We start from the raw sequence: 15,194 nt of genomic DNA, 5'->3' as shown, positions 1-15,194 counted from the left end.
ATATATTTAAGGCATTTAAAGTTACAAAATATTAATTAGTGTAAAATACGCCTGGCATAAAAGCTCTGGTAATTTTCGTTAGTTCGAAACAGCTCCATTATGCCATCTGATTTCACACCATAAATTTGAAACAGCAATTTTACTTCATCGAATAACCGATTAAGATTCATTTGATAAAGCCGCGTTCGGGCGGGCGTACTTCCTGTAGCAAATATTAAAGCATTGGGTAAATGATTAGTAAAATCAATAACAATGGTGGCCACAGTAGCCAAAACCTTTTGCCTGTCTCCATTATTACTAACAGAATCGTCATTCAGTTTATTAAGCTCATCAATATAATCGCCAAATGCCAGATTATAAAATAATATCCCTTTCCATTTTACCAGGCTAAACGCCACCATCTTTTTAATCCGACCGCGTGGGCCATCACTATAAAACTCATACTCATGATAATCAGGTGCTATTTTAAATTGATAATGATCAAGATTCATACGGGCAATGATTAAGTGAAGGAATAGTGTATGAGATTACAAATGCATACGGCCATAAACAGGCCCCTTCCCTCAATGGAAAAGAGCCTGCATTACAAACCGCAAACTTTAATTAAATTATCCCTTACCCTCCTTCACCTCACCCTTCATCCCCGCCAACTTCTCCTTCAACACCTTCATGTTCTGGCTTACTTTCTTTTGACTAACCTTAGCATATATCTGTGTAGTGCGTATGCTTCTATGGCCCAGCAGCTGGCTAACGGTTTCAATAGGTACATCCTGCTCCAGTAGAATAGTGGTGGCAAATGTGTGGCGTGCCATGTGGGTGGTGAGGTACTTTTTGATTCCGCATAGCTCGGCTATTTCTTTCAGGTAGCCATTGTAACACTGGTTGGTGTTTACAGGTAGTAAGCGGTTCTTGCTGCGGCACCATAGGTGGTTTTTGTATTTTTCGACGATCTCCAAAGCAATAGGGAGTAGCGGTACCCGTTCGGGCGTACCGGTTTTGCGGCGGTCGGTGGCTATCCATTTTTCACCGTCGATGCCGGTTACAATGTTGTCGGGTGTAAGGTTGTACACATCCTGGTCGGCGAAGCCAGTGTAGCAACTAAAGATAAATACATCCCGTACCTCGGCCAACCGCTCAACTGTAAACTCCTTATGGTACAGGGTCATTACTTCTTCCATTGTCAGCCGCTCGCGGGATGGTTCTACATACGTGCATTTAAACCGGCCCACCGGGTTTGTTTCTAACCAGCCCTGGTCAACCGCAAACTTTAGTACCCGTTTCAGGATGCGGATGTACTTCATGGCTGTGTTGTTGCACCCTTTTTCATGAGTTACAAGGAAGTGTTCAAAGTCGCCGGCAATGGCTGGTTTTATTTCCTTCAGCGGCAGGTCGGTTACTTTGTACTGTTGTTTTGTGAACACCTTCAACTTCTCACGGGTGGTGTGTACACATTTCAGACTGTGTTTCGATTTCTGCCCGCTGGCCACCTTTTCAGCAAACCGGTCGTAATAAATATCAATCGCCTCCTGTAGCGTCTTCCGGTTTTCATCAACTCCCAGGTACAGGTTCTTTAAGATCTCCGCGGTAATGGGTTTGCCCAACGCTTCCAGTTGCAGGTACTTTTTGTGCAGATCCCCTTTAATAAGCGCCAGGCGGCGGTTGATGGTTTGCGCTTCTTCCGTTTTGCCTTTTACAAATTGCCCTTCGGCATCCCAAAGCTTGGGATCAACAAACTGGTTGGTTGATAATTCTACTCTTTTCTTACTAATGGAGAATCGTAAATAAATAGGCATCTTGCCATTTTTGCCCCGGTTCGATACAAGCCGGAACCAGATAAACAGGCTTAAATTTCCCTTGTTCATAACACACATTTTGAATTGACCGAATATTGTTTCCTTCGCTCAAGTCCTCCACATCACTACTTCAATTCGGTGGAACCCAGTGTCAGCAAGGGTTTCAGAACTTCGAGGTGAACAAAAATAGAATTTCAGTCTTGCTCACCTCGTGTTCACCTAAAAGCGGTTGTATAGGCGGGTAACTATTTGTCAGGTTATGCCAACCAAAAACAAAAAACCCGCATAAAATCAATATTCTATGCGGGTTTTTAAATCCTGACATTTCTGTCTTTACAATCTCAAGTAGTCCCGACAGGAATCGAACCTGTATCAAAAGTTTAGGAAACTTCTATTCTATCCATTGAACTACGGGACCAAACCATCGGCAACGAACACTGCCGTACTCTGGCGGATGGCAAAAATAAGAAGAAAACCCATATTCCTCGAAACCCAGGCGCCTAAATCGCCTGAAAATCCTATCATTAGCATGTAAATCCGATCTTTGGGCCGGAAAACTCAAAAAAATCTTTCCTCCACGAAATCCTGCTGACATACTGTTGTCACTGCCCCTGGCTAGGTTTGCATTGTACTTATTGCAAATCCTTAAAAAATAATAATCATGTCAACCAAAGAATTAACACCAACCGCTAGCGCCAGTATTATTACGCCGGAACAATTGCTCAAACACTGGCAGGGCCACCGCGCCCTCACGCGCAGAATGATCGAGGCTTTCCCTGATGACAAGCTTTTCACTTACTCCGTTGGCGGTATGCGCCCTTTCGCCGAACTGGTGTATGAATTTCTGGGCATGGGCCTACCCTGCCTGCAAGGTATCGCCACTGAAAAATGGGAAAAATGGGCGGATGCAGAAAAGGTAAACACCAAACAGGAATTGCTGGCCTTGTGGGACCAGGCCACCGATGGTATCAATAAGATCTGGCCCACCATTCCAGCTGAACGCTGGCAGGAGCAAACGGTAGCTTTTGGTCAGTGGCCTGGCACCTGCATCTCTATTCTTTTCTATGCTATCGACAATGAAATTCACCACCGCGGCCAGGGCTATGTATACTTAAGAAGCCTGGGTATTGAACCACCCGCCTTCTGGGATCGCCCATAATATTATGACATGTAATTTAATTGCGCGGCTCCACCAGGGCTGCGCAATTTTATTTTCCGCCGGTTTAGGCTGTTTTACTAACTTACCGTTGGAAACACATACATATGAAAAAAGCAGTCTGCATTCTGGTCTTCGTTCTGTCATTTGTCTGCCTGTCAGGTTTTGCCCAAAACAAACCCCGCATCAACCATATCGCCATCTACGTCGTTGATCTGAAATCAAGCACTCAGTTTTACCAACAGGTCGTCGGCCTCGATACCATTCCCGAACCGTTTCACGATGGGCGCCATACCTGGTTCAGCCTGGGCACCCCCGGCCACCTTCATATTATTTCCGGTGCAGCCACCAAAACATCGCACGACAAAAACAGCCACCTCTGCTTCAGCGTTCCCTCCATCAACGATTTTATCGCCAACCTTAAAAAACATAATGTGGAATATGAGAACTGGGCAGGAGAGAAGAACACCGTCACCAAACGGGTAGATGGGGTAAAACAGATCTACTTCCGCGACCCAGATGGCTATTGGATAGAGATCAACGACGATAAATAATTTATTACAAGTTACTGGTTCCAGGTTACAGGGCTTCAACTTTGAAGTTCCAAAAGCGGAACCGCAAACCTTGAAACTGCTGACTGGCAACTGGTAACCGGTAACCGGCAACTGGAAACCGGTAACCGGCCAACTGGTAACCGGAAACTGGCAACCGGCAACCGGTAAACTGGTTTTTTCAGCCTATCTTTGCCATCCTTAAAAAAATCAAAAGGTTTATGAAGTTTTATACATGGCTCATACGTTACCGCCTGTACCTGGGTCTGGCGCTGCTGGTTGTGGGCGTACTGGCCAATGTCTACAGCGGTTTCTGGCCCGCTTTCCCAGCCTACCTGATCGGCCTCATTCTTATCGCCGGTCACTTTTTCATCGGCCCCCTTCGCCTTATTCAGGAACATATGGAAGCCGGTGACCTCGATGGCGCCAAACGCGTACTCAATTCCATAAAATATCCCAACCTCCTGTACAAACCCATCCGCTCGGCCTTCTTTACCTTCAAAGGTCAGCTGGCCATGATGGAACAGGATTTCGATACCGCGGAAAAAAACATGAAGAAAGGCCTCGATCTTGGCACGCCCATGAAAGAAGTGAAAGGGGCCAGCATGTTGCAGATGGGCATGATCTCCTTACAAAAGAACGATTTCAAACAAGCGGAAAAATACATTCGCCAGGCTATCCGCGAAGGCCTGCCCGATAAAGAAAATGAAGCTGCCGCCTACCTCCAAATGTGTAATATTATGATGAACAAACGGGAGTTCCGCGCAGCCAAAGAATTCTTCCGCAAGGCCAAGGCCCTGAAGCCGACCACCCCCGAGATCGTAAAACAGATCAAAGAATTGGAAAAACATATTCCCCGCCTGCCGGGTTAAGCCCTTCGGGCGAAGCAAAGAATTAAGAAGTCGGAGCTAAGAAGATCAAAAATCTTCAAAACTCCGACTTCTTCTTTTATAATACCAGCATCGTTTGTTCGCCATCTTCATACTCCCTACTTCATACTTCCTACTTCACATGCTTCCTACAAGTCAAAATCCCTCTTCAACTGCTCCATACAAGCCTGCAATACATCAATAACTTCCTGCACCTGACCGGGCATCTTATCAACTCCCTCGCCCTTTTTTCCATTCAACTCCAGCGTTCGCACCACATCTCTGAGCCGGATAATGCCCATACTGTCGATAGTCGCTTTCAGCTTGTGCGCCAGCTTACTTACATTCAGCCAGTTTTGCGCCGCAGTTTCTTTCTGCAATTCTGCCATCGAAGGCGGCACTGTTTCTATAAACAATTCCACCATCCGCTTCACAAAACCGGCATCACCGCCAGCAATCGTTTGTATCATGGCGAGGTCATATAATTTTTCCTCGCTATCGGCAACTGTTGTTTTTGTTTCTCTCATACGCTTACTTGCTGGTGCCACTGCACCGGTATTTAAATTATTTGATATTACCAGGAATAGCTTTTGCTCATTGAATGGCTTGGGCAGAAAATCGTTCATACCGGCAGCTAAATACTTGTCACTATCTCCTTTCAACGCATTGGCCGTAAGCGCCACGATCGGGATCGCCGCTTTAACGGGATCGCCTAACTGCCTGATGGCGCGGGTGGCTTCCATGCCATCCATCTCCGGCATCTGTATATCCATTAGCACCAGGTCATAATTATTTTCCTGTATCTTTTCTACAGCCTCGCGGCCATTATTCACCACATCCACTTTAAAGCCCCACGACTCCATAATATGCCGAACAAGGTATTGATTCAACTCCACGTCCTCAGCTACCAGAATATATCTGCTGCCAAGGCTTTGATAATTCAGGTCTTGTGCCACGGTTGATTGATTGAGTTTAGTTGAACTGATTGCAAATGGTAATTCAAAGCTGAAGGATGAGCCTTTTCCCGCCTCACTGGCCACTTTCAATTCCCCACCCATCATGGTGATCAATTCCCGGCAAATGCTTAAGCCCAAACCGGTTCCGCCATGTGTGCGGCTGATGGCTACATGCGCCTGCATGAATGGCTCAAAGATCAGCCCTAACTGACTCTCTGTTATACCTATGCCCGTGTCCTTCACGGCAAATGCTATCCACGCTTCATTACCAATTCGCTCTATTAAACGGGTTTCAATGGTTACGGTTCCTGCTTCGGTAAACTTAAGCGCATTGTTGATCAGGTTATTCATTACCTGGCTCAACCGGTATGGATCACCCAATACGATCAGGTCTTCGCCCAGCAAATTCTCATGCACCAATCCAATACCCTTTTCTTCCGCTTTATAAATGAACGATTGCAAACAAAGTTCCATGCGGTCTGCCAGGGAAAATACCACATGCTCAAATTGCAGCTTGCCTAAGAGGATCTTTTCCAGGTCAAGCACATCATTCACCAGCAACAATAAATTGTTGGCCGACTCCTGTATCAGCCTTAGGTAACTCTGCTGCTGTGCATCCAGTTTAGTCTTTGCCAGTAAACCCGCAATGCCCAATACTCCGTTCATCGGGGTTCGAATTTCATGGCTCATATTCGCCAGGAAAACCTCTTTGGCGCGGGCGGCCTCTTCTGTCAGTTTCTTGGCCTGCCTTAATTCCCGCTCTGCCTTTATACGATCCGAGATGTCCTGCGCAAACCCTATTACATAGGGCTCTATGCCCGGCACATCCATTTTATAATTCTGGTACAACAGGTAAATGACCTTGCCGCTCTTCCCCTGCACCCTGAATACCCCTTCCGACTTGCCATTACGCAGGATCGGTTGCAGGTAGTTCAATTCATATAATGCTTTATCTTCTTCAGGTATGAATTCGAGAAGCGCCCGCCCAACCATTTCCCCGGCAGTATAATCCAGGGCCAAACTGGCGGCGGGATTCACCGATAATAAGCGGCCGTTCAGGTCATGGGTACAGATCCAGGCCTGACTGTAATTGAACAGGTCGCGGTATTTCTTCTCGCTTAATTGTATATACTCCTCGGCCCGCTTTTGATCACTGATATCAATGCTATAGGCGATGCAGAACTTTACCTGCTCCTGCGCATCCAGCACCGGTTGAATATGCCTGATATGATATTTGATCTGCCCGTCGGGAAATTCAAAGCGCTCCTCCCATTTTTGCAGCTTTCTGGTCAACACCGCTTCTTCTATCATTTCCTTCCGCCTGATGGCCATTTCGGGCGGCTTTTGCCTTATGCGACAGTAATCTTCAATGGTTTTACCAATAAGCCATTCGCGGGTAGCCGCTTCTTTTATGACCGCTGAATTAATGAACAGGAATTCACCGCGCGTATTGTACACGGCAATGTCGGCCGGTATATTCATAAGCACCTCTTCATAAAATGAAGCCAGGGTGCTTGGCACATTACCTTCGCCTTCCCCGGTACCGTCGGTTAAGGGCGGATGAGCCTGGTTGGCAGCAGGTATGTTTTTCAACGGTTTCATGTTATGGTACCCAACAGGAACGCATCCGCTCACTGGCAGCAGTTTTACCGGACATTTAATTCACCGGCCTGGATCATCCGGTAAATCGTCGATTTACCGATATCCAGTTTTTTCGCTACCAGCAATACGTCTTTGTCGTATTTGTCGAGATAGTGCTGTATGATCTGCAACTCAAATTCTTTCAGGGTCCTTTCTTTATTCATCAGGTCGTTCACCGAGGAGTTAGAATTCAAAGTGATATGCTCCGGTAAAATGGTATCGCCATCGGCCATTACTACAGCCAGTTCTATGACCGACCGCAATTCCCGCACATTACCGGGAAATGCATGGTGCAGGAGCCTTTGCTGCGCCTCCGGCGAAAGCAATTTTTTGTCGGTATTATTTTCTTTACAGAACTGGTCCATAAAATGCTTGGCCAGTATGACAATATCATTGCCCCGCTCTCTTAATGGTGGTATGGCTATAGGCAAACCGATCAAACGGTAATACAGGTCTTCCCTGAACCGCCTGGCCTGCACTTCTTCCAACAGGTTTTTATGTGTAGCTACGATAATGCGCACATTGATCGGTACCACTTCATTGCCACCAACCCGGGTGATCTCCCTTTCCTGCAACACACGCAGCAACTTCGCCTGCAGGTTGATGTCCAATTCCCCGATCTCATCTAAAAAAAGCGTACCGTTATGCGCTTCTTCAAATTTACCGATCCTTCGGGTAATGGCGCCCGTAAATGCGCCCTTTTCATGCCCAAACAACTCACTTTCTATCAGCTCCCTGGGAATAGCCGCCACATTCACCGCCACAAACGGCTTCTTGCTTTTTTCGGAATTGTAGTGAATAGCCCGGGCCACCATCTCTTTACCCGTACCGGTTTCGCCGGTAACGGAAACCGTTATATTCGTCTTACAGGCTTTTTCTATCAGGCTGAAGACCTTCTCGAAGGCCGGACTTTTCCCGATCAGGAATTTAGAGTAGTCGTACTTTTTACCTACCTGTTCTTTCAAATGCTCCACTTCTTTGCGCAGTCCGTCGATCTCCTTCAAATGAAGCAGGCTGTTCCACAGGCGGTCTTTGGCATCATCGTCTTTAACAATGTAATCGAATGCGCCATTTTTAATGAGGCTGATGGCCGTTTTAATGTCTTCCTGACCCGAAATGATGATCACCTGGATGCCCGGATCAATTTCCTTGATCTTTTTCAACACTTCACTGCCATCCATGTCGGGCATGGAGTAATCAAGCGTTACTACTTCAGGCCTTTCATGCAACTGGTTCAGAAAATCCTTACAGTTGTGAAAGCGCTTCACTTCATAGTCGGGATTCAGGGCGAGGTAATGCTGAAGCATTGAACCATACCAAACATCGTCTTCGAGTATAAATATCTTTAAAGGGTGCTGATTTTTCATTATTGCGAAAATCTGTAATATTAGAAACGACGGAAATTTACTTTTATTCCCAAAAAAAGAAGCTTTCCACCGGCGAATCGACTATTTCTTTTCCCCTCATAAGCTATTTATTATCAGCAAATAATAGTTTCTCCTTAGTGGAATCAGTGTATAAAATACACGAAAATGCAGTAATAGGTGGTAAAAAAAGACCAAAATGGGCAGACGGCCAGATTAAAAAACTAAAAACTTTTGCACATTTAAAACCAGTTTCTGAACATTGGCCGGTTATCATATTAGGGCGCCGTCGTATTCATTGACCCTTCTTTATCTTTGGTATATGAGCGTGAACCGGGAACGCCTTAACCAGAAATTCACTGAAGAATACAAAAAGCTGAATCCGCAGCAGCGGATCGCTGTCGACACCATTGAAGGGCCGGTTATGGTTATCGCCGGACCGGGAACCGGTAAAACCCAGATCCTCGCCAGCCGCATTGGCAAAATCCTGCTCGATACAGACTCCCAGCCGCAGAATATTTTGTGTTTAACCTATACCGATGCCGGTGTAGTGGCCATGCGCAAGCGCCTGTCCCAATTCATAGGGCCCGATGCCTACCGCGTGAACATTTATACTTTTCACGCTTTTTGCAACGATATCATCCAGGAAAATCTCTCCCTGTTTGAAAAAACGGCGCTGGATCCCATTTCCGACCTGGAAAGAATCGAACTGTTCAAACAACTCATAGATAATTTTCCCAAGAACCATCCGCTCAAGCGTTACCGGGGCGATGTATACTATGAAATTCATAACCTGCAATCGCTTTTCAGCACCATGAAACGCGAAGGCTGGTCACCCGCATTTATCAACCAATGCATCGATGCCTGGATCGCCGATCTGCCCACCCGCGAAGAGTTTATCTACAAACGGGCCTACAAGCAGTTTAAAGCCGGTGATCTGAAGAAAGATAAACTGGACGAAGAAAAAGAGAAGATGGAAAAACTGCGGGCAGCGGTGAATGAATTCGACCGCTTTCAGCAGTTGATGCGCGACCGCAACCGGTACGACTTCGACGACATGATCAACTGGGTGATCAGGGCATTCCAGGAAAACGCAGCTTTGCTGAACCGCTACCAGGAACAGTTTTTATACATTCTGGTAGATGAATTTCAGGATACCAGCGGTACCCAAAACCAACTGGTGAACCTGCTGATCAGCTTCTGGGAAACGCCCAATATTTTTGTAGTGGGCGACGATGACCAGAGTATTTACCGCTTCCAGGGCGCCAACGTAGAGAACATGTTGCAGTTTGCCAATTCTTACCGGCAAAACCTGCTCACCGTGGTGTTGACCAACAATTATCGTTCGGCCCAACCCATTCTCGATGTATCTATGACGCTCATCAACAATAACCAGGAGCGTCTGGTGAAACAAATTGAAGGCCTTAGCAAGAACCTGAAGTCATCGCACCCGCGCTTTTTTGCGCTGGAACCTACCGACGCTATTCCCGTCATCAAAGAATATGAAACGCAGCGGCATGAAATGATCGGCATCACCATGCAGGTACAGGAACTGCTGGCGCAGGGCGTAGCACCGGGAAAGATCAGCATCATTTACCGAGAAAATAAATATGGCCAGGAACTGACCCAGTACTTTAAACTACTGGGCATACCCGTATACAGCAAACGGCATTTGAACCTGCTGCAGGAACCTTTCGCTAAAAAGATCATTCTGCTCATCAAATACCTCGCCGCCGAACATGATATACCCTACGGTGGTGATGAAATGTTGTTTGAGATCCTGCATTTCGACTGGTTCAATGTTCCTCCTGTGGAAATTGCCAAACTAAGCATTGAGGTGGCCGACCGCCAGTTCGGTAATAACAAAACCTCCCTGCGCCGTTTATTATACGACAAAGCCAATACACCACCCGCCGACCTGTTCAGCAGGGGATTACATCCCGGGCTGCAACAGGCTACCAAAGCATTGGAAAAATTAATTGCCATTGTTCCCAATGTTACCCTGCTGGTGCTTGTTGAAAATATCATTCGCCGAACCGGCCTGCTCAACAATATCATGCAAAGCCCTGAAAAGGCCTGGATGATGCAGGTGTTAACGGCCCTCTTCGATTTTATAAAAGAGGAGACCCACCGCAATCCTTTACTGCAGCTGAACGACCTCGTTGAAGTGTTCGACCTTATGGAGAAAGAAGGTTTGTCATTGCCTTTGGTGCAGGTGAGCGGTAACGATAAAGGTGTAAACCTCCTGACGGCCCATGGCTCCAAAGGGCTGGAATTTGAACATGTGTTCATTGCCGGTTGTAATGCTTCTTTCTGGGAAAAGAAACGCAAACCCGGCGGTGGCTACAAGATCCCGGAAAACGTGTTCTTCAGCTATCCCCTGGCATCGGGCAATTCCGCTGCGGACGGCGCCCCGGTTAATGCAGCCGGTCGCAGCGATACAGAGATTGAGGAACTGCGCCGCCTGTTTTATGTGGCACTCACCCGCGCTGAACAATACCTCACCATTTCTTATTGCCGGTATAAAAACGATGGCCGAGAACTGGAACCTTCCATGTTCCTTGCAGAAATACAGGAACAACACCTGTTGCCCGTTGAAAAAGTATTCATGAGCGATGAAACGCTTACCGATTTTCAGATCATTCAGTTCGGCGAAACGGAAGCACCTGAGATCAGCCGCATAGAAGATGACTTTATTACCGCTCTGCTCGACCGCTTCGTGATGAATGTAACGGCGTTGAACAATTATTTGAAATGTCCACTCGAGTTCTATTTCAAAAACCTGCTGCGCATTCCATCCCCTAAGAACGAAGCCACCGAATTTGGTTCGGCCATTCACCATGCCCTGCAACGGTTCTTTGAAAAGATGAAGGAGAACAACAATGTATTTCCGTCGAAACGGGAATTTGTGGATGATTTCAACTGGTACATGCACCGGCACCGCGAAAACTTTACCCGCGAGCAGTTCGATCGCCGGCTGGAATACGGCCAGGAGGTATTGTCAAATTATTACGACAAATACATTTTCACCTGGAACCGCATTGTTACCGTAGAAAGGAATATCCGCAACATTGAAGTGAACGGCGTTCCGCTCAAAGGCAAGCTCGATAAACTGGAATTCGATGGCAAACAGGTGAACATCGTGGATTATAAGACCGGTGATCCGGAAAAAGCAAAGGCCAAACTGCAGCCGCCCAGCGAAAAAGAGCCCAACGGTGGTGACTACTGGCGCCAGGCTGTGTTTTATAAGATCCTGGTCGATAATTACGAAAGCCGTGACTGGCAGGTGATCAGTACCGAATTCGACTTTATAGAACCCGATAAAAAGAAGGGCTACCGCAAGGAAAAAGTAATTATAAAACCTTCAGATATTACCACAGTTACCCAGCAGATCGTTACTGTATGGGAAAAGATCCAGAACCGCGAGTTTTACATTGGCTGCGGGAAGGAAGACTGCCACTGGTGCAATTTTGTTAAAACCAATAAGCTGGTGATCGCCCTGCACGATATGACTTCTGAAGAGGAAGCGTAAGCCTTACAATTACAGTAATTACAACAATTGAAAGATACCGTTTAATAACGTTGCGTTACAGGTTGCAGGGTACGGATCGGCTTAATTACTTGATCAACCAACAATTGAAAGTTACCGTTTAAACAGATTGTGTTACAGGTTGCAGGGTACAGGTTACAGGGTGTCGATCGGCTTAAATAGTATCACCTCACAATTGAAAGATACCGTTTAAACACTTTGCGTTACAGGTTGCAGGGTACAGGTTAAAGGGTGTCGATCGGCTTAAATAGTATCACCTCACAATTGAAAGATACCGTTTAAACACTTTGCGTTACAGGTTGCAGGGTACAGGTTACAAGGTCCCCTATTCACAAACTGCTTAACTAAATGTCAGCTGTAAACAGTGCATCAGAGGGTTTGTGGTACCAGAAGATGGGTCGCAGAAACAAGGATAAGCCGAACAGAATCCCTGCAACCTGAAACCTGGAACCTGGAACGCCGGTAACCGGCAACCGGCAACTGGTAACCGGCAACTGGTGACCGGCAACCGGTAACCGGCAAGAGAGGTGTTAATTTAACGGATTTTGAAGCAACATTTGGCGATAAACGGCTTAAGTTTGCGGCCTTATGAAGTATGCTAGTATATTAAAGATAGTTTCTCCCTTCCTTTTGATCCTTGCGCTGCTTCCGCCTACCCTGGTGCAAACTGGTTGCGCCAATATAGTGCCCCCCATGGGCGGCCCCCGCGACTCCCTGGCGCCCCGGCTTATGAAAGTAAATCCCCGCGATTCGGCCAGGAACTTCAGCGGCAAAAGGATCGTCTTCGAATTCGACGAGTTTGTTCAGGTAGAGAACGTACAGGAAAATCTGCTGGTTTCACCGGTTCCGAAAATAAATCCCATCGTTGATTCAAGGTTGCGCACAGTGACCGTCACCGTTAAAGATACCCTGCAACCCAACACCACCTATTCCATCGATTTTGGCAACGCCATAAAAGACATTAACGAGGGCAATGTGTTAAAGAATTTTACCTATCTGTTCACCACCGGTGAAAACCTCGATTCCCTGGCGCTAACCGGCAAGGTGATCATTGCCGAAACCGGTAAAACCGATTCCACCCTGATTGTCATGCTGCATAGCAATACCGATGATTCGGCTGTCATCAAAGAAAAGCCCCGCTATATTGCCCGGGTCGATAAAGATGGCAATTTCGCCTTCAGCAACCTGCCTTCCGGTTCATTTGCCATGTATGCGCTGAAAGATGAAGGCGGACAGCGCCGTTACCTCAGCAATACCCAGCTCTTCGCTTTTGCCGATGAGCTGGTAAGCCCCAGTACAACACCCAAACCGGTTACGCTGTACGCTTACCTGGAAAAAGATGAAGAAGATACGGCCAAAACGAAAAAACCGGCAGTGCCTGCCGTGCGGCCTGCAAGAAAAAATGACAAACAGGAACCCCGGCTGAAACTCGAGACCAATCTTAGCAATAATGAGCAGGACCTCTTAACCCAATTTGAATTCCGCTTTGAAACACCTGTCAAATATTTCGACAGCACAAAGGTTGTTCTAACGAATGAAAAGTATGAACCGCTGCCGAATTATCACTTCACCACAGATACCAGCAACAAGAAGGTGACGCTCACCTATAACTGGACCGAAAACACCGCCTATAATCTTATCATAGATAAAGATTTTGCCGAGGATACCGCCGGCGCTAAGATAGCGCGTACCGATACCCTGGCCTTTCGCTCAAAAAAACAAAGCGATTACGGACTGCTCAGGCTCCGTATCATCGGCCTCGATTTCAGCAGAAACCCCGTCCTACAATTTGTACAGGGTGATAATGTAAAATTCGCCTATCCCATGACCGGCAGAGAGTTCTATGCCAAATTATTTGTGCCCGGTGAATACGACCTCCGCATTTTATACGACGATAATAAGAACGGCGTCTGGGACCCGGGTTCCTTCTTTAAAGACCGTCACCAGCCCGAAAAAGTACAACCCATCAACCGTAAACTGAACGTAAAAGCCAACTGGGACAATTTGGTAGACATTACACTCACGAAGTGAGGAAGAAGGCATTAAGGTAAAGGCTGAGGCAACGAGGCGAAGACCAAGGAAACAAGCCAAGCCCAAGGAAACGAGGCGAAGCAAGGCAACAAGGCGAAGCCCGAGACAACGAGGCGAAGCCTGAGACAACGAGGCGAAGCCTGAGACAACAAGGCGAAGCCCGAGGTAACGAGGCCAAGGGCCGAGGAAACGAGGCAAGAGGCCAGACAACGAGGCGAAGCCCGAAGCAACGAGGCATAAAAGTTAAGGCAACGAGGCAATAGGCGTGACCAGTAAGGAATTAAGCATTAGAAATTAATGTATGCCGCCATTTGCCAGTGAGCAAAATCAGCGGCAATAACCACAAACCACAAACCATAAACCCCAAACCATTCGGTATCTTTGCACCATGGAATTTTCTTCTTCTTTGTTGGAAAATGCGGTGAGTGAATTTGCCAAACTGCCCGGGATCGGAAAAAAGACAGCATTGCGGCTGGTGCTGCATTTATTAAAGCAAGACCCCGGTAATGTAGATGCATTTGGCGAAGCCGTGCTGAAAATGCGCCGGGAGATCAAATTCTGTGAACGTTGTTTTAATGTAGCCGACACTACCACCTGCGCCATCTGCGCCAATCCCCTTCGTAAACAGGAGATCATTTGTATAGTTGAAAATATCCGCGATGTAATTGCCATCGAAAGCACCCAGCAATTCAGCGGCGTATACCATGTATTGGGCGGCATTATTTCTCCGCTCGATGGTATCGGGCCCGACCAGCTTACCATTGAACCCCTGGTACAACGGGTACACAAGGAAAACACCGAAGAGCTGATCTTTGCCCTGAACCCTACGATCCAGGGCGATACCACCATCTACTATATCCAGAAAAAGCTGCAATCATCACAAGTTAAGATCACCACCATCGCGCGCGGCATTGCCTTTGGCGGCGAGTTGGAATATGCCGATGAAATGACCCTTGCCCGCAGCATTACCAATCGCCTGCCGGTTGAAAAGTATGTACAACATTAAACCCCAGCCTGTAACAGAACTCCCTCCGGTTATAAGCCCTTATTAATATCCCAGTTTGCAATTAACATAACAAGCTGTAAATTTGCACCCGCATAGGCAGATTTGTTTATTGTTCGGCCTGTGCATCCTGAGCAGGAACCGGCATCTGAGATCCTGGACACCGGGAGGCATTAGATGCCAAAACTGAACTAATAAACGATAAGAAACTCTCTCTTCACAGTTTCCCAACGTTTACAAGTTCGGTTTCTCACCCGGCGGTATATGTCCGCCTTAGCGG

General features: G+C 46.9%; 10 protein-coding genes and 1 tRNA gene. 6 read left to right on the top strand and 5 right to left on the bottom strand.

Annotated elements, in window-relative coordinates; genetic code table 11:
* Positions 1–35 precede the first annotated feature (35 nt).
* From JT717_RS21070 to JT717_RS21060, 3 genes are all read right to left on the bottom strand, one after another.
* Entirely contained in the window at positions 36–491 is a 456-nt protein-coding gene (locus JT717_RS21070) for a DUF6934 family protein (protein ID WP_205513015.1), read from the bottom strand.
* Between the two features lie 117 nt (positions 492–608).
* Complete coding sequence (locus JT717_RS21065) at positions 609–1,862, bottom strand: site-specific integrase (protein WP_205513014.1); 1,254 nt, start codon at positions 1,860–1,862, stop codon at positions 609–611.
* Between the two features lie 277 nt (positions 1,863–2,139).
* Positions 2,140–2,211: transfer RNA gene (locus tag JT717_RS21060), tRNA-Arg, on the bottom strand.
* A 243-nt stretch (positions 2,212–2,454) separates the two neighbouring features.
* On the opposite strand from JT717_RS21060, the gene JT717_RS21055 reads away from it, so the two are divergent.
* The 3 genes from JT717_RS21055 to JT717_RS21045 all read left to right on the top strand — a co-directional run bounded on the left by JT717_RS21055 (position 2,455) and on the right by JT717_RS21045 (position 4,372).
* Positions 2,455–2,952 carry a DinB family protein gene (locus JT717_RS21055; protein ID WP_205513013.1) on the top strand — a complete coding sequence of 166 codons (498 nt, stop codon included), beginning with the start codon at positions 2,455–2,457 and terminating at the stop codon, positions 2,950–2,952.
* A 104-nt stretch (positions 2,953–3,056) separates the two neighbouring features.
* The gene (locus tag JT717_RS21050) at positions 3,057–3,503 is read left to right on the top strand and encodes a VOC family protein (protein WP_205513012.1); all 447 of its coding nucleotides are present in this window, start codon (positions 3,057–3,059) and stop codon (positions 3,501–3,503) included.
* A gap of 218 nt (positions 3,504–3,721) precedes the next feature.
* Complete coding sequence (locus JT717_RS21045) at positions 3,722–4,372, top strand: tetratricopeptide repeat protein (protein ID WP_205513011.1); 651 nt, start codon at positions 3,722–3,724, stop codon at positions 4,370–4,372.
* 146 nt (positions 4,373–4,518) lie between these two features.
* Here the strand turns inward: JT717_RS21045 and JT717_RS21040 are convergent, their stop codons facing one another.
* Positions 4,519–6,918 (bottom strand): PAS domain S-box protein, encoded by a 2,400-nt coding sequence (locus tag JT717_RS21040; RefSeq protein WP_205513010.1) that lies wholly within the window; start codon positions 6,916–6,918, stop codon positions 4,519–4,521.
* A 53-nt stretch (positions 6,919–6,971) separates the two neighbouring features.
* Positions 6,972–8,333, bottom strand: a complete 1,362-nt coding sequence (locus JT717_RS21035; RefSeq protein WP_205513009.1) for a sigma-54-dependent transcriptional regulator — start codon at positions 8,331–8,333, stop codon at positions 6,972–6,974.
* Between the two features lie 319 nt (positions 8,334–8,652).
* Here JT717_RS21035 and JT717_RS21030 point away from each other — a divergent pair, with 319 nt between their 5' ends.
* The 3 genes from JT717_RS21030 (at position 8,653) to recR (ending at position 14,917) form a co-directional block, all read left to right on the top strand.
* A complete protein-coding gene (locus JT717_RS21030; RefSeq protein ID WP_205513008.1) occupies positions 8,653–11,862 on the top strand; it encodes an ATP-dependent DNA helicase in 3,210 nt (1,069 codons plus the stop codon).
* Positions 11,863–12,468: 606 nt separating this feature from the next.
* Positions 12,469–13,911 carry an Ig-like domain-containing domain gene (locus tag JT717_RS21025; RefSeq protein ID WP_205513007.1) on the top strand — a complete coding sequence of 481 codons (1,443 nt, stop codon included), beginning with the start codon at positions 12,469–12,471 and terminating at the stop codon, positions 13,909–13,911.
* Between the two features lie 388 nt (positions 13,912–14,299).
* Positions 14,300–14,917 (top strand): recombination mediator RecR, encoded by a 618-nt coding sequence (recR, locus tag JT717_RS21020; RefSeq protein ID WP_205513006.1) that lies wholly within the window; start codon positions 14,300–14,302, stop codon positions 14,915–14,917.
* Positions 14,918–15,194 lie beyond the last annotated feature (277 nt).

The sequence above is a fragment of the Longitalea arenae genome (genome assembly GCF_016924755.1).
In the GTDB taxonomy this organism is placed as follows: domain Bacteria; phylum Bacteroidota; class Bacteroidia; order Chitinophagales; family Chitinophagaceae; genus Niastella; species Niastella arenae.
The sequence above is the reverse complement of the archived record's forward strand: the minus strand, read 5'-3'. Positions and strand labels throughout refer to the sequence as shown.